Origin of the sequence: Staphylococcus sp. M0911, assembly GCF_003491325.1 — a bacterium.
GTDB classification, from domain to species: Bacteria; Bacillota; Bacilli; order Staphylococcales; family Staphylococcaceae; genus Staphylococcus; species Staphylococcus warneri_A.
The window spans coordinates 1,813,486-1,834,527 of the sequence record NZ_CP022881.1 but is presented as its reverse complement, the minus strand read 5'-3'; the positions used below and the strand labels follow the sequence as shown (position 1 = coordinate 1,834,527).

18 protein-coding genes are annotated in these 21,042 nt (G+C 32.9%); 13 read left to right on the top strand and 5 right to left on the bottom strand.

The window, feature by feature from the left end; genetic code table 11:
• Positions 1-68 precede the first annotated feature (68 nt).
• Together ssp1_RS08815 and ssp1_RS08810 are read right to left on the bottom strand one after the other, a co-directional pair.
• Positions 69-1,385, bottom strand: coding sequence for a CoA-disulfide reductase (locus ssp1_RS08815; RefSeq protein ID WP_075778081.1), 1,317 nt, complete (start codon positions 1,383-1,385; stop codon positions 69-71).
• Between the two features lie 75 nt (positions 1,386-1,460).
• Positions 1,461-2,285, bottom strand: a complete 825-nt coding sequence (locus ssp1_RS08810; protein ID WP_002450789.1) for a Cof-type HAD-IIB family hydrolase — start codon at positions 2,283-2,285, stop codon at positions 1,461-1,463.
• 113 nt (positions 2,286-2,398) lie between these two features.
• Here ssp1_RS08810 and ssp1_RS08805 point away from each other — a divergent pair, with 113 nt between their 5' ends.
• The 3 genes from ssp1_RS08805 to clpB all read left to right on the top strand — a co-directional run bounded on the left by ssp1_RS08805 (position 2,399) and on the right by clpB (position 7,995).
• Positions 2,399-2,707 carry a metal-sulfur cluster assembly factor gene (locus tag ssp1_RS08805; protein WP_002450788.1) on the top strand — a complete coding sequence of 103 codons (309 nt, stop codon included), beginning with the start codon at positions 2,399-2,401 and terminating at the stop codon, positions 2,705-2,707.
• A gap of 493 nt (positions 2,708-3,200) precedes the next feature.
• Positions 3,201-5,003, top strand: a complete 1,803-nt coding sequence (locus tag ssp1_RS08800) for an acyltransferase family protein (RefSeq protein WP_075778082.1) — start codon at positions 3,201-3,203, stop codon at positions 5,001-5,003.
• A gap of 385 nt (positions 5,004-5,388) precedes the next feature.
• Positions 5,389-7,995: an ATP-dependent chaperone ClpB gene (clpB, locus tag ssp1_RS08795; protein WP_118828196.1), complete on the top strand. Its 2,607-nt coding sequence runs from the start codon at positions 5,389-5,391 to the stop codon at positions 7,993-7,995.
• Positions 7,996-8,170: 175 nt separating this feature from the next.
• Here clpB and ssp1_RS08790 read toward each other — a convergent pair whose 3' ends face one another.
• A complete protein-coding gene (locus tag ssp1_RS08790; protein ID WP_118828195.1) occupies positions 8,171-8,362 on the bottom strand; it encodes a YjzD family protein in 192 nt (63 codons plus the stop codon).
• A gap of 314 nt (positions 8,363-8,676) precedes the next feature.
• Between ssp1_RS08790 and ssp1_RS08785 the strand changes: the two genes are divergently transcribed.
• Positions 8,677-9,618, top strand: a complete 942-nt coding sequence (locus ssp1_RS08785; protein WP_002450784.1) for a beta-ketoacyl-ACP synthase III — start codon at positions 8,677-8,679, stop codon at positions 9,616-9,618.
• 11 nt (positions 9,619-9,629) lie between these two features.
• Positions 9,630-10,871 (top strand): beta-ketoacyl-ACP synthase II, encoded by a 1,242-nt coding sequence (gene fabF, locus ssp1_RS08780; RefSeq protein ID WP_002450783.1) that lies wholly within the window; start codon positions 9,630-9,632, stop codon positions 10,869-10,871.
• A 44-nt stretch (positions 10,872-10,915) separates the two neighbouring features.
• On the opposite strand, the gene ssp1_RS08775 is transcribed toward fabF, so the two are convergent.
• Positions 10,916-11,296 (bottom strand): DUF3899 domain-containing protein, encoded by a 381-nt coding sequence (locus ssp1_RS08775; RefSeq protein WP_075778084.1) that lies wholly within the window; start codon positions 11,294-11,296, stop codon positions 10,916-10,918.
• Positions 11,297-11,497: 201 nt separating this feature from the next.
• Between ssp1_RS08775 and opp3b the strand changes: the two genes are divergently transcribed.
• From opp3b to ssp1_RS08750, 5 genes are read left to right on the top strand one after another with little or no spacing between them, the layout of a single operon-like run.
• Positions 11,498-12,424: an oligopeptide ABC transporter permease gene (opp3b, locus tag ssp1_RS08770; RefSeq protein WP_075778085.1), complete on the top strand. Its 927-nt coding sequence runs from the start codon at positions 11,498-11,500 to the stop codon at positions 12,422-12,424.
• Positions 12,424-13,482: an oligopeptide ABC transporter permease gene (opp3C, locus tag ssp1_RS08765; RefSeq protein WP_075778086.1), complete on the top strand. Its 1,059-nt coding sequence runs from the start codon at positions 12,424-12,426 to the stop codon at positions 13,480-13,482. Before opp3b ends, opp3C begins: the two co-directional genes overlap by 1 nt.
• A 15-nt stretch (positions 13,483-13,497) precedes the next feature.
• Positions 13,498-14,577, top strand: coding sequence for an ABC transporter ATP-binding protein (locus ssp1_RS08760; protein WP_075778087.1), 1,080 nt, complete (start codon positions 13,498-13,500; stop codon positions 14,575-14,577).
• On the top strand, positions 14,570-15,511 hold the full coding sequence (locus ssp1_RS08755; protein ID WP_075778088.1) for an ABC transporter ATP-binding protein: 942 nt from the start codon (positions 14,570-14,572) through the stop codon (positions 15,509-15,511). The genes ssp1_RS08760 and ssp1_RS08755 overlap by 8 nt, the downstream gene beginning before the upstream one ends.
• 20 nt (positions 15,512-15,531) lie before the next feature.
• A complete protein-coding gene (locus tag ssp1_RS08750; protein ID WP_075778089.1) occupies positions 15,532-17,187 on the top strand; it encodes a peptide ABC transporter substrate-binding protein in 1,656 nt (551 codons plus the stop codon).
• A 58-nt stretch (positions 17,188-17,245) separates the two neighbouring features.
• On the opposite strand, the gene trpS is transcribed toward ssp1_RS08750, so the two are convergent.
• The gene (gene trpS / locus ssp1_RS08745; RefSeq protein ID WP_075778090.1) at positions 17,246-18,235 is read right to left on the bottom strand and encodes a tryptophan--tRNA ligase; all 990 of its coding nucleotides are present in this window, start codon (positions 18,233-18,235) and stop codon (positions 17,246-17,248) included.
• Between the two features lie 286 nt (positions 18,236-18,521).
• On the opposite strand from trpS, the gene spxA reads away from it, so the two are divergent.
• From spxA to ssp1_RS08730, 3 genes are all read left to right on the top strand, one after another.
• Positions 18,522-18,917 (top strand): transcriptional regulator SpxA, encoded by a 396-nt coding sequence (gene spxA, locus ssp1_RS08740; RefSeq protein WP_002450775.1) that lies wholly within the window; start codon positions 18,522-18,524, stop codon positions 18,915-18,917.
• Between the two features lie 262 nt (positions 18,918-19,179).
• Positions 19,180-19,899 carry an adaptor protein MecA gene (gene mecA, locus ssp1_RS08735; protein ID WP_002450774.1) on the top strand — a complete coding sequence of 240 codons (720 nt, stop codon included), beginning with the start codon at positions 19,180-19,182 and terminating at the stop codon, positions 19,897-19,899.
• Positions 19,900-20,017: 118 nt separating this feature from the next.
• Positions 20,018-21,004 carry a competence protein CoiA gene (locus tag ssp1_RS08730; RefSeq protein ID WP_075778091.1) on the top strand — a complete coding sequence of 329 codons (987 nt, stop codon included), beginning with the start codon at positions 20,018-20,020 and terminating at the stop codon, positions 21,002-21,004.
• Positions 21,005-21,042 lie beyond the last annotated feature (38 nt).

Here is a 21,042-nt window from a genome sequence, read left to right as displayed (position 1 = left end):
GTTTATGTAAAATATAGGAGGTTGAGACATAAAGTTTTTGGGCTTTTGTCTCGACCTCTTTTACTTTTTTATTGTGCTTTGTAACCAATCATATTGATTAAATCTTTAGGATGACTATATGGTGGTGCATAGGCAACTTCAAATTCTGTTAATTGGTCAACTGTCATATTATTTTGCATCGCCATTGATAAAACATCAATTCGTTTATCCACGCCTTCTTGACCTACTGCAGCTGCCCGTATGATTACTCTTGTTTCTTTATCATAATAAACTCTTAAATGTAAGGGAGTATTTCCTGGGTAATAACCTGCATGTGCACCTTGCTTCGTTTCAACCATTTTATAATTAAATTGAGATAACTCATCAGGTTTGACGCCAACACTAGCAAATGTATAATTAAAGAATTTTACAATATTTGCACCAAGATAGCCTTTAAATTTAATATTGCTTTTCCCTGTAAGGTGTTCAGCAATTATACTGGCAGCACGATGGGCGCCCCAAGCGAGAGGTACATTAGCTTTTAAGTCTACATGTCTATAATGGGATGTGATGACATCGCCTAATGCATAGATATTATGGATATTAGTTTGGAAATAATCATTAACTGGTATAAAGCCCTTGTCATCAATTTGGATATTAGATGACTTAATAAATTCAGAATTAGGTTTTGTACCAATACCTTCAATGATGATATCAAATTGTTCTTTTTTACCAGATTTGAATGAGACTTCATGACCATTGATATCAGTAATTTCTTCATTTAAACGATACTCAATTTGTTTTTCTTCTAGTTCATCAAAGATAGGTTGATTCATATCTTGATCCATTAATTTATTGACTTGTTCGGAGCGATGAATGAGCGTGATATCTAACCCACGTTGATATAAATTTTCAAGTACTTCAAGCGAAATATAGCCGGCACCTACAACAAGTGCTTTATGAACGTTATGAGTATCAATATAGTCATTAATCGCATCAGTATCTTCTAAATTCCTTAAAGTAAAGGCCATATCAGTATTAAAGTTAAGTCGATTGGCACTGCAACCAGGACTAAGGATTAAGTAATCATAGGATTCTTCAAATGTTTCGTCAGTTGTTCTATTTTTTACAGTAACAGTTTGACGCGTATCATTAATAGCTATGACTTCATGATATGTTTTTACATTAATATGCTTTTTGTCATAAAAGGCTTCAGGTGTATACGCTAAAACTTTTTCTCTTTCAGTGATTGTATCGCTTAAATAATATGGTAAAGCACAATTTGCAAAGCTCATATCTCTATCTTTTTCAAATACAGTAATCTCACTACTTTGATCTAAACGTCTAATTTGGCTTGCACAAGTTGCACCACCTGCAACAGCACCTACTACAACAATTTTACTCATTTGACAACCTCCCTATATCATAAAAATTCTGAGATAGGACTATGTGACCTTCTCAGATTGATTTAACATCCTGATCTATGAATAATATCGGATATTTAAATTAAAGAAGTCATTTAAATATCTACCAATACCATCATCGTTGTTACTAAATGTAGTTTCATCAGCTATATCCTTTAGTTCTTGTAAACCATTATCCATAGCAATACCATGTTGTGCATATTTAATCATTTCAATATCATTATCTTCGTCACCGAAAGCAATAATATGTTGTGGATCAATATTTAAAAACTGTCTGACTTGTTCAATACCACGCGCTTTATTAATACCACGTTTAACGATTTCTATCACTGGGAAAGGTGCGCCCCAACGACGATGTTCTATATTTTCAGCATAAAAATGAGTCAATTTATCTTTTATTTCTGGGATTTTACTTTCTTCAGCTTCTACTAACAGTGATGTAGGTGCTTCATTAAGTTGTTCAAGTAAGTTACCAGTTTGGATTCTAGGATTACCCATAGAGAAACCTTCAAACAAACGAGGATCATGATTATTGATAAAAACATAATCTTTAACTTCTGCAATGATATTAGTCACTTGAAATTGTTGTAGCTTTTCGATGATATTTTTTGACATATCAATGTCTAATACTTCATGTATTGTTTTGAATTCATCAGATTTAGGGTGATGTACATAGGCACCATTAAAGTTCACAACTGGTGTATCCATATTTAACTCATGATAATAAATTTGGCTCGCTCGGTATGGGCGTCCAGTTGCTATCATAATGGAGTGACCGCGTTGTTGTAATTCAGTTAACACTTGTTTCGTATAATTAGAAATTTCTTTATTATCATTTAGTAAAGTTCCATCTAAGTCTAAGCAAATTAAATAAGGTTGCATAACTATCTCCTTATGTCGTTGTAATATATTGTAGTAGTATCATAGCATTTTATTGGCGTTTTGTCGGATATTTGATATATTAGTATAAAGATAAATATAGAGAGGTGATACTAATGGAAGAGGCGTTAAAAGATAGTATCCTAGGGGCTCTAGAAATGGTAATCGACCCTGAATTAGGCATTGATATTGTTAATTTAGGTTTAGTATATAAAGTTGATGTGGATGATGAAGGACTTTGTACTGTTGAGATGACATTAACTTCTATGGGTTGTCCTTTAGGACCGCAAATTATCGAACAAATTAAAACTGTTTTAGCAGAGATTCCAGAAATTCAAGATACTGAAGTAAACATTGTATGGAGTCCACCATGGAATAAAGACATGATGTCTAGATACGCAAAAATTGCACTAGGCGTTGGATAATCTTTATGACAAAGAATAAGAATGGTCATGTAGTTTAATGCACGAATTGTGTATAGGATACTATGTGCCATTCTTTTTTATTTTTGAAGCGTATGACCATGCATATATAAGTCATACTCTGACGGATTATTCCTAAATATAAAAAAATTCTTTGGAAAATTATCAGAAAAACAAATCGTCAATAAAAATATAGTATTCATTTAGTATTTAAATTGAATTTATATTACGGTTGTATTACAATATTTAAGACTGATTGTAACTAGAACACAATAAATTTAAGTTGTGAATAAATTGTCAGTAGAGTAACCTTAGTCCAACTCTACAGACTATTAAAGTTAATCTGTTTTGAAAATGATGATTTAGACATTTTATAAGACATACATATCTCTTTTAACTTAAGACTCGAATGACATTGATGTATTGATTAATCATATTAATTAGTAAGATGTCTTAAACGAAATTCGAAATGATTCTATGGGGAAGAAAGTGAAATATGGAAAAAGAATATAAAAGAACTAAAACTAGGGGTAAGCGATTAAGATATATGCCTGGTTTGGATGGATTAAGAGCGATAGCCGTTATCGGTATTATCATTTACCATCTAAACAAGCAATGGTTGACAGGCGGCTTTTTGGGCGTTGACACATTTTTTGTTATTTCAGGTTATCTAATAACAAGTTTATTATTAAAAGAGTATGAAGAAACTGGCATTATTAATTTAAAGAATTTCTGGTTACGTCGTTTAAAACGACTGGTACCAGCAGTATTAGCGTTACTTTTAGTAGTAGGAATAGCAACTTTACTATTCAAATCTGAAGATATAGTTAGAGTGAAACATGATATTATAGCAGCTATATTCTATGTTTCAAATTGGTGGTATATAGCTAAAGATGTCAACTACTTTGAACAGTTCTCGTTTATGCCATTAAAACATCTATGGTCGTTAGCGATAGAGGAACAATTTTATTTATTTTTCCCTGTTGTTTTAATTACACTATTGCTAACTATAAAGAAATATCGAAATATTACATTGATTTTTTGGATTATTTCATTATTATCACTCATGTTAATGATTGTGATTTCACAACCTCATCTTAATCATTCAAGAGTGTATTTTGGAACTGATACGAGACTCCAAACATTATTATTAGGTGTGATTTTAGCTTTCTTATGGCCGCCATTTAAACTTAAAGCCGAACCACCTAAAGTTTTACAACGAGCAATTGATGGCGTGGGATTCATTGGACTGGCCTTTTTGATCTTGCTGTTCTTTACAGTTCAAGATGAAAGCGACTGGATATATGATGGCGGTTTTTATATTATTTCTACTATGACTTTGTTGATTATAGCAAGTGTTGTTCATCCATCTACACTAGTATCAAAGTTATTAGGCAATCCATTGTTTGTTTATATCGGTAAACGTTCATATAGTTTATATTTATGGCATTTCCCTATTATAAGTTTTGTACATAGTCATTTTATTGCTGGTCAAATTCCGTTTTATGTTTACATTGTGGATATTATTTTAACAGTGTTATGCGCTGAAGCTTCATATAGATATATCGAAACACCATTTAGAAAAGAAGGTTTAAAGGCATTCACATTGAAACGTAAATACAAACCTGCGCTTATAAGAACAATTGCAATTATAATATGCATCATTCCGTTTGCATTTATTATGGGTGGTGCCTTTGATGGTTTAGGTAAAGATAAAATCGATCAAAAATCCAATTCATTCAATACTGATTTAGAAGATAAATATTTAATAAGAATGATTCCAATAGATAAAATTGGCCAAAAAAGTAATAGAGATACAGATGTTTATACTGATATTAGTCCATTGCTAATCGGAGATTCGGTAATGGTAGATATAGGTGAAAACTTTAAAGATAGAGTACCTAAAGCTAAAATTGATGGTAAGGTTGGTCGTAACTTATACCAAGCAATTCCACTAGTTGAAGCCAATTATAAACAATACAATAAAAAATCAGACCAAGTTATTTTAGAATTAGGTACTAATGGAGATTTTAATAAAAAGCAACTTGATGATTTAATTAATAAATTTGGAGATGCGCAAGTATATTTAGTCAATACCAGAGTGCCAAGAGGTTATGAGGATCATGTCAATAAACTTATGGCAGATGCAGCTAATGAAAAAAGTAATGTAACATTAATCGATTGGTACAAAAGGTCAGAAGGACATACAGAGTACTTTGCGCCAGATGGCATACATTTAGAACATAGTGGTGTAGAAGCCTTAACAGATGAAATTTTAAGTAAGATTAAAAAGAAATAATCATCCAACAAATTAATAAATCAAACTAATCATACGTGTATGATTTTACTAAAATATATTGAATGGTGAATAAATTCATAATAAAAACCCGAGATACTAGATATCTCGGGTTATTTTGTATCATTTAACAAAACCGTTTGATGCGGTTAAATGAAGTTATTAATACTTTGTTTGTTGTTTGAATTATTGGGAAATAGAATAATAAAAGGTTTGATTCATCACATTTGATATTAAAAATAAACCTAAAAAATATTACAAAAAACAAGCTTAAGTTGTTGATAATTTATTAGAAGGGGACTATAATGTAGTTAAGGTCAAAGAAAGTCAAAGTCAAATCGAAAATTTTTACCTTTGACCGACTCTAAAATGATAGAGGTGAATACAATTGGATATCAATAAAATGACATATGCTATACAAGGTTCATTACAAAGAGCCATTGAGTATAGTAAAGAATTTGAATTACAAAATATCGAAATTGAAGCAATTTTAAAAGCGACATTAAATGAAAATGAAAGTTTAATTAAGAGTGTTCTAGAACGTGCAAATATTGATGTAGAAGAACTAGAAAAAGCTTATGATAATAAATTAAAAGCTTATCCAACTGTACAAGGAGATAATGTACAGTATGGTCAATATATAAGTGCAAAAGCGAATGAATTGATGAATAAATCTGAAACATATATGAACGAATATGATGATGAATTTATTTCAATGGAGCATGTGCTTCGTGCAGCGATGGATATTGATCAAACTACACAAAACTTTATAGGTAATAAAACTGAAGTGGTTAAAGAAATAATAAATAAAATAAGAGGGGGAAATCATGTGACTAGTCAGAACCCAGAAGTAAATTATGAAGCATTAGAAAAATATGGACGTGACTTAGTAGAAGAAGTACGTCAAGGTAAAATGGATCCGGTCATTGGCCGTGATGAAGAAATTCGTAATACAATACGTATATTAAGTCGTAAAACAAAAAATAATCCTGTATTGATTGGTGAACCAGGTGTTGGTAAAACGGCGATTGTTGAAGGATTAGCACAACGTATTGTTAAAAAGGACGTACCTGAATCATTATTAGATAAAACCATTTTCGAACTTGATTTAAGTGCATTAGTTGCAGGTGCTAAATTTAGAGGTGAATTCGAAGAGCGCTTAAAAGCAGTACTTAAAGAAGTTAAGGAATCTGATGGTAGAATTATATTATTTATAGATGAAATTCATATGTTAGTAGGCGCTGGTAAAACGGATGGTGCAATGGATGCAGGAAATATGTTAAAACCAATGTTAGCACGTGGTGAATTACATTGTATTGGTGCTACAACATTAAATGAATATAGAGAATATATTGAAAAAGATTCAGCTTTAGAACGTCGTTTCCAAAAAGTGGGTGTCAGTGAACCAGATGTAGAAGACACAATATCCATTCTACGTGGTTTAAAAGAACGCTATGAAGTGTATCATGGTGTACGTATTCAAGACCGTGCATTAGTTGCAGCAGCAGAACTTTCCGACAGATATATTACTGATAGATTCTTACCAGATAAGGCTATTGACTTGGTTGACCAAGCATGTGCAACGATTCGTACGGAAATGGGATCAAATCCGACTGAATTAGACCAAGTGAACCGACGTGTAATGCAATTAGAAATTGAAGAAAGTGCATTGAAAAATGAATCTGACAATGCTAGTAAACAACGTTTAGAAGAACTTCAAGAAGAACTTTCAAATGAAAAAGAAAAACAAGCGTCATTACAATCACGTGTAGAACAAGAAAAAGAAAAAATTGCGAAACTACAAGAAAAACGAGCAGAATTAGATGAAAGTAGAAAAGCATTAGAAGATGCACAAACTAATAATAATCTTGAAAAAGCAGCAGAATTACAATATGGTAAAATACCTCAATTAGAAAAAGAATTAAAAGAATTAGAAGATGTTTTCCAAGATGAACAAGGCGAAGATAATGATAGAATGATTCGTGAAATTGTATCTGATGAAGAAATTGGTGATATCGTTAGTCAATGGACTGGTATACCAGTTTCTAAATTAGTTGAAACAGAAAGAGAAAAATTACTTCACTTAGGTGACATTCTTCATAAACGTGTGGTTGGACAAGATAAAGCTGTAGACTTAGTATCAGACGCAGTTGTACGTGCAAGAGCAGGTATTAAAGATCCGAATAGACCTATCGGTAGTTTCCTATTCTTAGGACCTACAGGTGTAGGTAAAACAGAATTAGCTAAATCATTAGCAGCATCACTATTCGACTCTGAAAAACATATGATACGCATTGACATGAGTGAGTACATGGAGAAACATGCAGTGTCTAGATTAATTGGTGCCCCTCCAGGCTATGTAGGCCATGATGAAGGTGGTCAATTAACTGAAGCAGTAAGACGTAATCCTTATTCAGTTATCTTACTTGATGAAGTAGAGAAAGCACATAGCGATGTGTTCAACGTATTACTTCAAATATTAGATGAAGGTCGATTGACTGATTCTAAAGGTAGAAGCGTGGACTTTAAAAATACAATTATTATCATGACTAGTAATATCGGTTCACAAGTACTATTAGAACAAGTTTCAGAAACAGGAGATATTAGTGAATCAACTGAAAAAGCAGTCATGGATAGTTTACATGCTTACTTCAAACCTGAAATTTTAAACCGTATGGATGATATTGTGTTATTCAAACCATTATCAGTAAACGATATGAGTATGATTGTCGATAAAATATTAGGTCAATTGAATATGAGATTAGTTGATCAAAGAATTTCCATTGAAGTAACTGACGAAGCGAAAAAATGGTTAGGTGAAGAAGCTTATGAACCTCAATTTGGTGCACGTCCATTAAAACGATTTGTACAAAGACAAATTGAGACACCATTAGCTCGTATGATGATTAAAGAAAACTTACCAGAAGGTACTAAAATAAATGTAGATCTTAATAATGATAACGAATTAACAGTTGACGTGACTAAACCAGAATAATCGTGTTAATTCATAAAGAACAACAGGCTAGAAGAGCAATTCTAGCCTGTTGTTTGTATTAAAGTATAAACAAATGAAAGCTGGTAGCGACTATATTAAAGTTCGCTACCAGCTTTTTGTAATTAATAACAAATGTCCTATCTGTTACTAGAGATGACCATTTGTTTAATTTTTATTATTCGTATTGTTCTGACGTACTTTTTGGACTTATTGTAGCAGCTAAGATAGCAACTGCTACAGTAAAGATAACAGCCATGATGATTGGAGATACGACTTTTACCGCACCGCCACCATTTAAACTATTCAATACGAAATTGACCATTTGTAATAAGACTAATGCCCAAATAAATGTCATGAGGTATTTCATTGTATGTGACCTCCAATATAATATATACCTTTATTTTAATAGAAAAATACATGTTTGTATAGAGCGAATCAGAATGTAGTAAGATATATAATCACATTAACGATATATGATATCATTATTAAAATAATCATTAATTTCAGAGATATGATTTGATTTGTATTAAACAAATGCAAATATAGGTTATCATAATAGAATCAGTACTTTATTTTATTTATCATTTAAATGATAAATAAAAGTGATATGCTTGAGTTTAAAAACAGTAATATGTTAAATTAATACCTGGTATTAAAAATTTATTAAGAAGGTGTACAACCATGGATGTGGGTATTAAAGGTTTCGGAGCTTATGCTCCAGAAAATATAGTAGACAATGCCTATTTTGAACAATTTTTAGAAACGTCAGATGAATGGATTTCTAAAATGACAGGAATCAAAGAAAGACATTGGGCAAATGAAGATCAAGATACTTCAGATTTAGCTTATGAAGCAAGTGTTAAAGCAATTAAAGATGCTGGTATTCAACCAGAAGATATAGATATGATTATTGTGGCGACAGCTACTGGAGATATGCCTTTTCCAAGTGTAGCGAATATATTACAAGAACGTTTAGGTACTGGTAAAGTGCCTACAATGGATCAACTTGCAGCATGTTCTGGATTTATGTATTCAATGATTACAGCTAAACAATATATTCAATCTGGAGATTATCATAATATTTTAGTTGTCGGTGCTGATAAATTATCTAAGATCACTGACTTAACAGATCGATCTACGGCCGTTTTATTCGGTGACGGTGCTGGCGCAGTTGTCATTGGCGAAGTATCAGAAGGTCGTGGTATTATTAGTTACGAAATGGGATCGGATGGAAGCGGTGGCAAATACTTATATTTAGATAAAGAAACTGGTAAATTAAAAATGAATGGACGAGAAGTATTTAAATTTGCAGTTAGAATTATGGGCGATGCGTCAACACGCGTTGTTGAAAAAGCAGGTTTAACTTCTGATGATATCGATTTATTTGTTCCTCATCAAGCTAATATAAGAATTATGGAATCAGCTCGTTTACGCTTAGGTATTGAACCAGAAAAAATGAGCGTATCTGTAAATAAATACGGCAATACATCTGCTGCATCAATACCATTAAGTATCAATCAAGAGCTAGAAAACGGTAAAATTAAAGATGACGATACTCTTGTCTTAGTAGGTTTCGGCGGAGGCCTGACTTGGGGCGCAATCGTTATCAAATGGGGAAAATAGGAGGATAACTAATGAGTGAAAATAATAGAGTTGTTATTACAGGTATCGGAGCCTTATCTCCAATCGGTAACGATGCTGAAACAACATGGCAGAATGCATTAAAAGGAGTTAATGGTATCGATACTATCACACGAATTGATACTGAAAATTATAATGTGCATCTTGCTGGTGAATTAAAAGATTTTAATATCGAAGACCACATCGATAAAAAAGAAGCACGCCGTATGGATAGATTTACTCAATATGCTGTTGTAGCGGCTAGAGAAGCGGTCAAAGATTCTCAATTAGATATCAAAGCTAATGCTAACCGTATTGGTGTGTGGATTGGTTCTGGTATTGGTGGTATGGAAACATTTGAAACGGCGCATACACAATTGGTAGAACGTGGACCAAGACGTGTCAGCCCATTCTTTGTACCAATGTTAATTCCTGATATGGCTACAGGCCAAGTATCTATTGATTTAGGTGCTAAAGGACCAAGTGGTTCAACTGTTACAGCATGTGCAACAGGTACTAACTCAATTGGTGAAGCATTTAAGATTATCCAACGTGGTGATGCAGATGCAATGATTACTGGTGGTACTGAAGCACCAATTTCTCATATGGCTATTGCAGGATTTAGTGCAAGTCGTGCATTATCTACAAATAATGACAAAGAAACGGCATGTCGTCCATTCCAAGAAGGTAGAGATGGATTTGTTATGGGTGAAGGTGCAGGTATTGTGGTAGTAGAATCACTAGAATCTGCAAAAGCACGTGGTGCCAAAATTTATGCTGAAATTGTTGGTTACGGTACAACAGGCGATGCTTATCATATTACTGCACCAGCACCAGAAGGTGAAGGTGGTTCTAGAGCAATGCAAGCTGCATTAGATGATGCAGGTATTGAAGCAAAAGATATTCAATATTTAAATGCGCACGGTACAAGTACACCAGTAGGTGATTTATATGAAGTACAAGCCATTAAGAATACATTTGGCGATGCAGTCAATAATTTAAAAGTAAGTTCTACTAAATCAATGACTGGTCATTTATTAGGTGCTACTGGTGGTATTGAGGCAATCTTCTCTGCACTTTCAATTAGAGATTCTAAAATTGCACCAACGATTCACGCTGAAACACCAGACCCAGAATGTGATATAGATTATGTTCCGAATGAAGCGCAAGACTTAGACATTACACATGCAATGAGTAATAGTTTAGGATTCGGCGGACATAATGCAGTATTGATATTCAAAAAATTTGAAGATTAATAAATATAAAGCGCAAGTGTGAATTACATCGCACTTGCGCTTTTTTACATATTGAATGAAATAATTATTGTGATTAAAACTAAAACGAAATGTATAAGCAGGTTAGGGAACACCCATGAGGAAATCATGTAGTGTTCTTTTTTGACGTGTTGAGGATTTAAAAAGCTATCATCTTCCATGCTACGTTTTCTTGAAGTAGAGGAAAGTTGATATTTTAAACGTCTAAATCCATAGCTTGTTACATCGAAGATACCTTCTTGAACTAATAAAATAATAAACAATATGATGAAAAACACTAATGAAACATAAAATAAGACATTGATGTACTCGACCCATGTATGTTTGGTCCATAGCCAAAAAATAAAAGAAATGAATAGAGTTATTAGTAATGGATAGAGATAAGATTTAATTAATTTCAATAACATCACTCCGTATCGTATTGGTTTTAGTTTACATGAATCAACTTATTCTGAAAACAAAAAAATTCTATTTTATAAATTGCTTGCTTTATTGCATTAACGCAAAACTATATTGATTTTACATGTAAGTTACAGATATAATACTAATAAAGTATTCTGAATATTTTGAAGGGATTGTCAATTGTGAAAAATAAATGGGGGGATTAGATGAGAAAATACATCCTTAAAAGATTAGGTTATATGTTTTTATCATTATTCATCATTATTACAATCACATTTTTCTTGATGAAAATGATGCCAGGATCACCATTTAATGATGCAAAATTAAATGCTGATCAAAAAGCGATATTAAATGAGAAATATGGGTTGAATGACCCCGTCGCAGTGCAGTACGTACACTATCTAAAAAATGTTGTGACAGGCGATTTTGGTTATTCATTCCAATATCATAATCAACCGGTTTGGGAATTGATTAAGCCAAGATTAATACCATCATTTGAAATGGGATTAACGGCAATGATTATTGGTATTATCGTTGGACTCATTTTAGGAATTGCTGCAGCTACAAAACAAAATACATGGGTGGATTACACGACGACTGTGATTTCAGTTGTTGCAGTGTCAGTACCATCTTTCGTATTAGCTGTATTATTACAATATGTGTTTGCAGTACGTTTAAGATGGTTCCCAGTTGCAGGTTGGGAAGGATTTTCTACAGCAGTGTTACCTTCACTCGCTTTATCTGCAGTAGTATTAGCAACAGTTGCCCGATACATACGAGCTGAGATGATTGAAGTATTAAGTTCAGATTATATTTTATTAGCACGAGCAAAAGGTAATTCAACGATGAGAGTGTTGTTCGGTCATGCGTTAAGAAACGCTTTGATACCCATCATTACGATATTAGTTCCAATGTTAGCAGGTATTTTAACTGGGACACTTACCATTGAGAATATCTTCGGAGTACCTGGATTAGGGGATCAATTCGTACGTTCGATTACTACAAATGATTTCTCTGTCATCATGGCGACAACGATTTTATTTAGTACATTATTTATCGTATCTATTTTTATCGTAGATATCTTATACGGCATTATCGATCCTAGAATTCGTGTTCAAGGAGGTAAAAAGTAATGACAGATAAAAGAATGGATAAAGATTACTCAAATGCAGCAATGTCACATACCTCTGAAGGGGCAGTTTCTACGGATTTTGTATTAAGAGAATTAGATTTAAATCAAGAGCCAGAGTTACAACGTGAAAGTAAAAACTTCTGGCAAGATGCGTGGGCGCAATTAAAAAGTAATAAACTAGCTGTTGTTGGTATGATTGGACTGATTTTAATTGTGTTATTCGCCTTTATTGGACCTCTAATGAATAACAGAGATTATGCAGAACAAAATGTTGAACATCGAAATTTACCAGCGAAAATACCAGTATTAGATAAAGTGTCATTTTTACCATTTGATGGTAAGGGAACAGATGGCAAAGATGCCTATAAAGAAGCACATGCTAATGAAAATTATTGGTTTGGGACAGATCAATTAGGTCGTGATTTGTGGACAAGAACATGGAAAGGAACACAGATTTCATTATTCATTGGTATTGTTGCAGCAATATTAGATATCTTTATTGGTGTGACTTATGGTGCTATATCAGGCTTCTTTGGTGGTCGAATTGATAATGTCATGCAAAGAATCCTAGAAGTTATTGCGTCGATTCCTAATCTAATCGTCGTTATTCTCTTTGTATTGATCTTTGAACCTTCGATTTGGACTATTATTTTAGCGATGTCCATCACAGGTTGGTTAGGTATGAGTCGTGTTGTTAGAGGTGAATTCTTAAAATTAAAGAACCAAGAGTTTGTACTTGCTTCTCAAACTTTAGGTGCATCTAAATTCAAACTTATATTCAAACATATTTTGCCTAATACATTAGGTGCAATTGTTGTTACATCTATGTTTACTGTACCAAGTGCTATTTTCTTCGAAGCGTTTTTAAGCTTTATTGGTATTGGTGTACCAGCACCACAAACATCATTAGGATCACTCGTCAATGATGGACGTGCAATGTTATTAATTCACCCGCACGAATTATTTATACCAGCAATCATTTTAAGTTTATTAATTTTATTCTTCTATCTATTTAGTGATGGATTACGTGATGCATTCGATCCGAAGATGCGTAAATAAAGGAGGGGCATGTATATGGCAGAGAGAATTTTAGAGGTCAATGACTTGCATGTTTCGTTTGATATTTCTGCAGGTGAAGTTCAAGCTGTCCGAGGTGTAGACTTTTACCTGAATAAAGGGGAAACATTGGCAATTGTTGGAGAATCAGGTTCTGGCAAATCCGTTACGACTAAAGCAATCACGAAGCTATTCCAAGGGGATGCTGCTCGAATTAAACAGGGAGAAATTAACTTTTTAGGGGAAAATTTGGCAAATAAAAGTGAAAAAGAATTAATCAAATTGCGCGGTAGAGATATCTCAATGATATTCCAAGATCCAATGACCTCTTTAAACCCAACGATGCAAATTGGCAAACAAGTTATGGAACCATTAATTAAACATAAAAATATGAGTAAATCTGAAGCTAAACAACGCGCATTAGAAATTTTAAATCTAGTTGGATTGCCAAATGCTGAAAAGCGTTTTAAAGCATACCCACATCAATTTTCAGGTGGTCAAAGACAAAGAATTGTTATCGCAACAGCACTGGCATGTGAACCCAAAGTATTAATCGCTGACGAACCGACGACAGCACTTGATGTAACAATGCAAGCGCAAATATTAGATTTGATGAAGGAACTTCAACAGAAAATTAATACTTCAATTATTTTTATTACACATGATCTAGGTGTTGTAGCAAATATTGCTGATAGAGTAGCTGTTATGTATGGCGGACAAATGATTGAAACAGGTAATGTTGATGAAATCTTCTATGGTCCTAAACACCCTTATACTTGGGGATTATTATCATCAATGCCGGATTTAACAACAAGTAATGATACAGATTTAATTGCGATTCCAGGGACACCACCAGATTTATTACATCCACCAGTTGGAGATGCATTTGCTAGACGAAGTCAGTATGCATTAGATATTGATTTTAAAGAAGAAGCACCATGGTTTAAAGTATCACCTACACATTTTGTTAAGTCGTGGTTGTTAGATGAAAGAGCGCCTAAAGTTGAACCACCATTAGCGGTTCAAAAACGCTCAAAAACTTTACCTAACCGTTATGCACAACCCATCAAAGTAGAGAGGGTGGCGTTTAATGATTAAACAAAAAACGAAATTATTAGAAGTAAAACATTTAAAGCAATATTTTAACCAAGGTAAAAAGAACGAAGTTAGAGCAATTGAAGATATTTCGTTTGATATTTATAAAGGTGAAACTTTAGGTTTAGTTGGAGAATCAGGTTGTGGTAAATCAACTACAGGTAAAGCTATCATTAAATTAAATGATATTACTAGTGGAGAAATTATTTATGATGGTACGGATATACATAATATTCGTAAACGCCAAGATATGTTGAAATTCAACAAGAAGATTCAAATGATCTTTCAAGATCCCTATGCGTCTTTAAACCCACGTCTAAAAGTCATGGACATTGTTGGAGAAGGTATAGATATTCATCATTTAGCTACTGATAAACGAAATCGTAAAAAGCGTGTATATGATGCATTAGAAACAGTAGGCTTAAGTAAAGAACATGCGAACCGTTATCCTCATGAATTTTCAGGTGGACAACGTCAACGTATTGGTATAGCAAGAGCATTAGCGGTAGAACCAGAATTTATCATTGCTGATGAGCCGATTTCAGCATTAGACGTTTCCATACAAGCACAAGTCGTCAATATAATGTTACGACTACAAAGAGAAAAAGGGATTACGTTCTTATTTATTGCCCATGATTTATCAATGGTTAAATATATTTCTGACAGAATAGCTGTGATGCATTTTGGAAAAATTGTTGAACTCGGACCTGCAGATGATATATATAATCATCCTTTACATGACTATACGAAGTCATTATTATCAGCGATTCCTCAACCTGATCCAGACGTTGAAAGACAAAGAAAACGGATTACATATGAAGCAAGCAATGCAGATGATCAAAATAGACAATTGCACGAGATTCGACCAGAACACTTTGTCTTTGCAACTGAAGCGGAAGCAGAAAAATTAAAACAGCATGTTAATACAGAAGGATAATTAAAGGGAGGGGGATACGTATGAGAAAATGGATAACACTGATTGCGATTTTTATCATTTCATTAAGCACCTTATCAGGGTGCAGTAACAGTAAAAGTTTATATTCAGATGAGGGTCAAGTATTTAGAAAAGTTATACCACAAGATATGACTACATTAGATACAACCTTGATGACTGAGTCAGTGTCAAGTGATGTTGCGGGACAAGTATTTGAAGGGCTATATACAATGGATAAACGTGATCAAGCAGAGCCAGCTGTTGCAACAAAATTTCCTAAGAAAAGTAAGGATGGTAAAACACTGACTATTAATTTAAGAAAAGACGCGAAATGGAGTAATGGGGACCCAGTTACTGCAAACGACTTTGTTTTCGCCTGGAGAAAAGTAGTTGATCCTAAAACTGGTTCAGAATTTGCGTATATTATGAGTGATATAAAAAATGCGGATCAAGTTAATGCCGGTAAAAAGCCAGTTAAGGATTTAGGTATCAAAGCGCTAAATAAATATAAACTACAAGTTAAATTGGAAAGACCGGTGCCATACATCAATGAGTTGTTAGCCTTAAATACTTTTAATCCTCAAAATGAAAAAGTGGCTAAAAAATATGGCAAAGCATATGGTACTACTGCTGATAAAGCAGTTTACAATGGACCATTCAAAGTAGTGAATTGGCAAGTTGAAGATAAAATCCAATTAGTAAAGAATAAAGACTATTGGGATAAAAATAATGTTAAACTTAGTCGTGTAAATTATAAAGTACTTAAGGATAACCAAGCTGGAGCTGCCTTGTATGATACCAATTCTGTTGATGATGCAATAATAGCTGCTGAACAAGTGGATAAATATAAAAACTCAGTTGCACTAAATAAAAGATTGACAGCTGGTACGTTCTTCATTAAATTGAATGAAAAGCAGGTTCCTGAATTTAAAAATAAACATTTAAGATTAGCGATTTCAAAAGCAATTAATAAAAAGCAATATGTTAAATCTGTATTTAATGATGGGTCTTTAGCATCAAATAATTTTACAGCTTTTGGAACTTCTAAAACACCCGAAGGTAAGGATTTCGCCAGCACTATAAATTCTCCATTGAAATATAACGAAAAAGAGGCTAAAGAAAATTGGAAAAAAGCAAAAAAAGAACTAGGTAAGAAGAAGGTGACGTTTACATTAAATGTACAAGATACACCTGTTCAAAAAATTTCTGCGGAATATATTAAGTCTCAGATAGAAAAAAATTTACCAGGAGTACAAATGAAGGTAAAACAGTTGCCATTTAAACAAAAGACCAATTTAGAACTTGCAAATAACTATGAAGCTTCTTATGCAGGCTGGGTACCAGATTATCCAGATCCAACCGCATTTTTACAAACAATGACAACAGGTAATCCACAAAACAACACTGACTGGAGTAACAAAGAATACGATAAGCTAATAAAAGATGCCAATGGTAAATTGCTTCAGAATGAAGATGAAAGAAATGCAACACTTCAAAAAGCAGAAGGAATTTTGCTAAATGATGCACCTGTTGCACCAATTTACCAAAAAGGTGAGGCTCATTTAACCAATCCTCAAGTAAAAGGATTGGTGTACCATAAGGTAGGTCCTGATACTACATTAAAAGATGTGTATATCGATAAATCGATTGATAGAGAAACTGGTAAAAAGAAAAAATAATATAATTAAAAAGCACTGAGGAATGACAACCTCAGTGCTTTTTCGCGCAGTGAATTAATTATCTTTTACGACCAAGACCCATTGCTTTTTCCATTTTTTTCAATGTTTTAAATGAGGCTTGATGTGCCTTATCTCTACCTTTATCTAGGATATCATCAAGTTCATCAGAGTTATAAAATGCGTCGTATTTTTCTTGGAAATCAACTAGGAATGATTTAACTATTTCTGCTAAATCACCCTTGAATTTTCCGTAACCTTCACCATCATATTTCGCTTCAATTTCTTTAATAGGTTCGTTAGTTAAACCAGAATAGATTGAAAGTAAATTAGAAACCCCTGGTTTATTATCACGGTCAAACTTAATAATACCATCTGAATCAGTAACAGCACTTTTAATTTTTTTAGCTGCTACATTTGGTTCGTCTAATAATGAAATGAAGTTCTTTTGATTATCATCACTTTTACTCATTTTTTTAGTAGGGTCTTGTAAACTCATCACACGACCCCCCACTTTTGGCATACGGATTTCTGGTTTAATTAATACGTCATTATAACGACTATTAAATCTATCTACCAAATTACGTGTTAATTCCATATGTTGTTTTTGATCTTCACCAACAGGAACAATATTAGTATTATAAATCACTATATCAGCTGCCATTAAAGGTGGATAAGTAAGTAATCCAGCTGGGACGCCATCAGTTCGTTTTTGAGCTTTATCTTTAAATTGTGTCATACGTTCTAATTCACCAATTGAAGCTATTGTAGTGAGCATCCATCCTGCTTGAACATGTGCAGGTACTTCAGATTGAATGAATAGGGTAGATTTGTCAGGATCAATACCTGAAGCTAGATATATTGCTGCGAGTTGTCTAATTTGTTTGCGTAATTTCAAACGGTCTTGAGGTACAGTGATTGCATGTTGATCAACAATACAGAAGAAACAATCATAATCATTTTGTATTTCTTCAAATTGTTTTAATGCACCTATATAGTTACCAATTGTTGGTATACCGCTTGGTTGAATGCCTGAAAATAATGTTTCCATATTAGATGCCTACTTTCTCAAATATTATTTATCTCTCATTATAACAGTATTTCTTTAAATTGTAAGTTGTGTTAAAATGAATGTATATCTAAGTATTAAATAGTTTGTGAGATAATTTTGAATAATTTCAAGATTTCTCAGAAAAATTAGGATTTTCTCATTTAATTTTAATGTTAGATGGTTATAATATATATTGTAAGGTTAAGAAAGCAAATAATAATCATTTCTTTAATCTATAACTAATTTAAAATTAATGAATGAATCCATTTATAGGAGAGTGAGATGTATGGTAACATTATTTACTTCACCAAGTTGCACATCTTGCCGTAAAGCGAAAGCATGGTTACAAGAACATGACATTCCATATACGGAGCGTAACATTTTTTCTGAACATTTAACAATCGATGAAATTAAATTAATATTAAAAATGACTGAAGACGGAACTGATGAAATTATTTCAACTCGTTCTAAAACATACCAAAAATTGAATGTTGATATTGATTCTTTACCATTACAAGATTTATATTCAATTATTCAAGATAACCCAGGTTTATTACGTCGCCCAATCATTTTAGATGATAAACGTTTACAAGTAGGTTATAACGAGGATGAAATCAGACGTTTCTTACCAAGAAAAGTCCGTACGTTCCAATTACAAGAAGCTCAACGTTTGGTTGACTAATAACTTTAATAACTATGTGATTTTATCACTTTACTAAAAGATATTAAGACAACACTATTGTTAAATGGTGTTGTCTTTTGTGTATGCTTTAAAAAGTAAATCGAGAATAAATGCGCTGTTTTTTAGCATTAAAATAGGGAATATGTTAATATAAGAAGCCATCTTAAGAATAGTTAAATTTAATCAAACAAATAGATTGTAATTTGAGTCACGTTCTAATACAATATGGTTACTATTCATCGACTGTAAGGAGTGAGATGATATGAGAATAGAACGCGTTGATGATACAACAGTTAAATTGTTTATAACATATAGCGACATAGAAGCACGTGGTTTTAGTCGTGAAGATTTATGGACTAACCGCAAACGCGGTGAAGAATTCTTCTGGTCAATGATGGATGAAATTAATGAAGAAGAAGATTTTGTCGTTGAAGGACCATTATGGATTCAAGTACATGCCTTTGAAAAAGGTGTGGAAGTGACTATTTCTAAGTCTAAAAATGAAGACGCCATGAATATGGCCGAAGATGGTAATTTTGATCAATTTGATGACCAAGTAAATGAACTTTTAGCTCAAACACTTGAAAGCGAAGATAATATCGAAAATATATTTGAACAACGTAATCAACAAAAGAAAGCGCAACAAGAGCAATCTCAAAGACAACGTAAACAAGCCAATATTCGTACAGTGATTGTAAAATTTGAAGACTTAGAACAAGTCATTAATTATGCATATCACAATAATCAAAGTGCTGATGAGTTTGAAGATTTACTTTATATGGTTGACTCACAATATTACTATGCTATTCATTTTGATGACACGGTCGATCAAGAGACAATTAACGATAGCTATAGTCAATTATTAGAATTTGCATACCCAACTGATAAAACAGAAGTATATTTAAATGATTATGGTAAGATTATTATGAGCCATAACGTTACTTCACAAGTGCGTCGTTACTTTACTGATGCAGTTGAATAATGATAATAGAGTGATTTTAACGAGACATATTGATGTCTCGTTTTTTTATATTTAAGGAAACGATAATTGACACAAGTAAATTGAGGGTTTGCTTCGTTGAAATATATGAGGTGAACTGATGTTAGTAGCTATAAATGAAAATCATGAATATGTGTTAGCAAAACAAGCAATAAAGAATAGGAACTATTACTGTCCACATTGTAGAACGAAAGTAATTTTAAAAAATGGGGCGAAAGTAAAAGCGCATTTTGCGCATATGGATCCATGTAAGCTATGGCGTTCAAAAGGGGAAAGTGCATTACATTATCAAACTAAATACAAAATTGCCGCAATGTTTAAAAGGGTGAACTATAATGTTGAAATTGAACCATATTATGAAAATATACAACAGTTCCCTGACATCGTAGTTAATTCATCATTTGCGATTGAAGTACAATTTTCTTCCATTCCTTTGTCTGAAATTCAAAAGCGTACCGTAGGGCTAATGAGTGTCGGACTTAGACCAGTTTGGATTATCGAAGATATCAAATACAGAAACGGTAAATTAACATTAAATAACCAGCAAGCCAGTTTTATAAATGCGATTCATAGGTCTTTGTACACATGGCAAGAAAAGTGTTGCCAATTAATTAGATATTCAAATATCCAAAATATTGGAGGGAGACAATTTCGTGCAACAAGGACCATTGTTGAAGATGTGGCAACAATACTGACGGAAAAAAGACATAACAATATGGCATATTATAAGTTAGATGAAAGCTTGATAACTCGATATATACAATACTGTCGTCGTAAGAATTCGGTATTAGAACCCACTTTAAGTGCTATGTATCAATTGCGACTTAATGACAAACATGTCATTCAACAGTTTGGTATCATTATCCCATTACAAATCTTTATCAAAACACATCCAATTGAATGGCAACTACAATTTCGACTTTTAGAACTACGTGACGAATTGACGTGTCAGAACATAGATACTGTGATTAAGTTACGACATTTTGCATATCATCATTACAGCAAATCAATTCTGTTAAATAAAATAATAGAACAGTATCAAAATGCACGAAAATCGAATTGTAATGACGTGCAAATTATCTATTAAAATGAGAAAATTAAGTTATTGATTATTTCGAGGAGGTT

What these genes read in the sequence shown, in the direction of transcription:
- fabF (WP_002450783.1), top strand. Translation starts at nt 9,630, where the DNA reads ATGAGTGAAAATAATAGAGTTGTTATTACAGGTATCGGAGCCTTATCT.
- ssp1_RS08760 (WP_075778087.1), top strand. Translation starts at nt 13,498, where the DNA reads ATGGCAGAGAGAATTTTAGAGGTCAATGACTTGCATGTTTCGTTTGAT.
- ssp1_RS08730 (WP_075778091.1), top strand. Translation starts at nt 20,018, where the DNA reads ATGTTAGTAGCTATAAATGAAAATCATGAATATGTGTTAGCAAAACAA.
- opp3C (WP_075778086.1), top strand. Translation starts at nt 12,424, where the DNA reads ATGACAGATAAAAGAATGGATAAAGATTACTCAAATGCAGCAATGTCA.
- trpS (WP_075778090.1), bottom strand. Translation starts at nt 18,235, where the DNA reads ATGGAAACATTATTTTCAGGCATTCAACCAAGCGGTATACCAACAATT.
- ssp1_RS08790 (WP_118828195.1), bottom strand. Translation starts at nt 8,362, where the DNA reads ATGAAATACCTCATGACATTTATTTGGGCATTAGTCTTATTACAAATG.
- mecA (WP_002450774.1), top strand. Translation starts at nt 19,180, where the DNA reads ATGAGAATAGAACGCGTTGATGATACAACAGTTAAATTGTTTATAACA.
- ssp1_RS08805 (WP_002450788.1), top strand. Translation starts at nt 2,399, where the DNA reads ATGGAAGAGGCGTTAAAAGATAGTATCCTAGGGGCTCTAGAAATGGTA.
- ssp1_RS08800 (WP_075778082.1), top strand. Translation starts at nt 3,201, where the DNA reads ATGGAAAAAGAATATAAAAGAACTAAAACTAGGGGTAAGCGATTAAGA.
- ssp1_RS08750 (WP_075778089.1), top strand. Translation starts at nt 15,532, where the DNA reads ATGAGAAAATGGATAACACTGATTGCGATTTTTATCATTTCATTAAGC.
- ssp1_RS08775 (WP_075778084.1), bottom strand. Translation starts at nt 11,296, where the DNA reads ATGTTATTGAAATTAATTAAATCTTATCTCTATCCATTACTAATAACT.
- ssp1_RS08810 (WP_002450789.1), bottom strand. Translation starts at nt 2,285, where the DNA reads ATGCAACCTTATTTAATTTGCTTAGACTTAGATGGAACTTTACTAAAT.
- spxA (WP_002450775.1), top strand. Translation starts at nt 18,522, where the DNA reads ATGGTAACATTATTTACTTCACCAAGTTGCACATCTTGCCGTAAAGCG.
- ssp1_RS08815 (WP_075778081.1), bottom strand. Translation starts at nt 1,385, where the DNA reads ATGAGTAAAATTGTTGTAGTAGGTGCTGTTGCAGGTGGTGCAACTTGT.
- opp3b (WP_075778085.1), top strand. Translation starts at nt 11,498, where the DNA reads ATGAGAAAATACATCCTTAAAAGATTAGGTTATATGTTTTTATCATTA.
- ssp1_RS08755 (WP_075778088.1), top strand. Translation starts at nt 14,570, where the DNA reads ATGATTAAACAAAAAACGAAATTATTAGAAGTAAAACATTTAAAGCAA.
- ssp1_RS08785 (WP_002450784.1), top strand. Translation starts at nt 8,677, where the DNA reads ATGGATGTGGGTATTAAAGGTTTCGGAGCTTATGCTCCAGAAAATATA.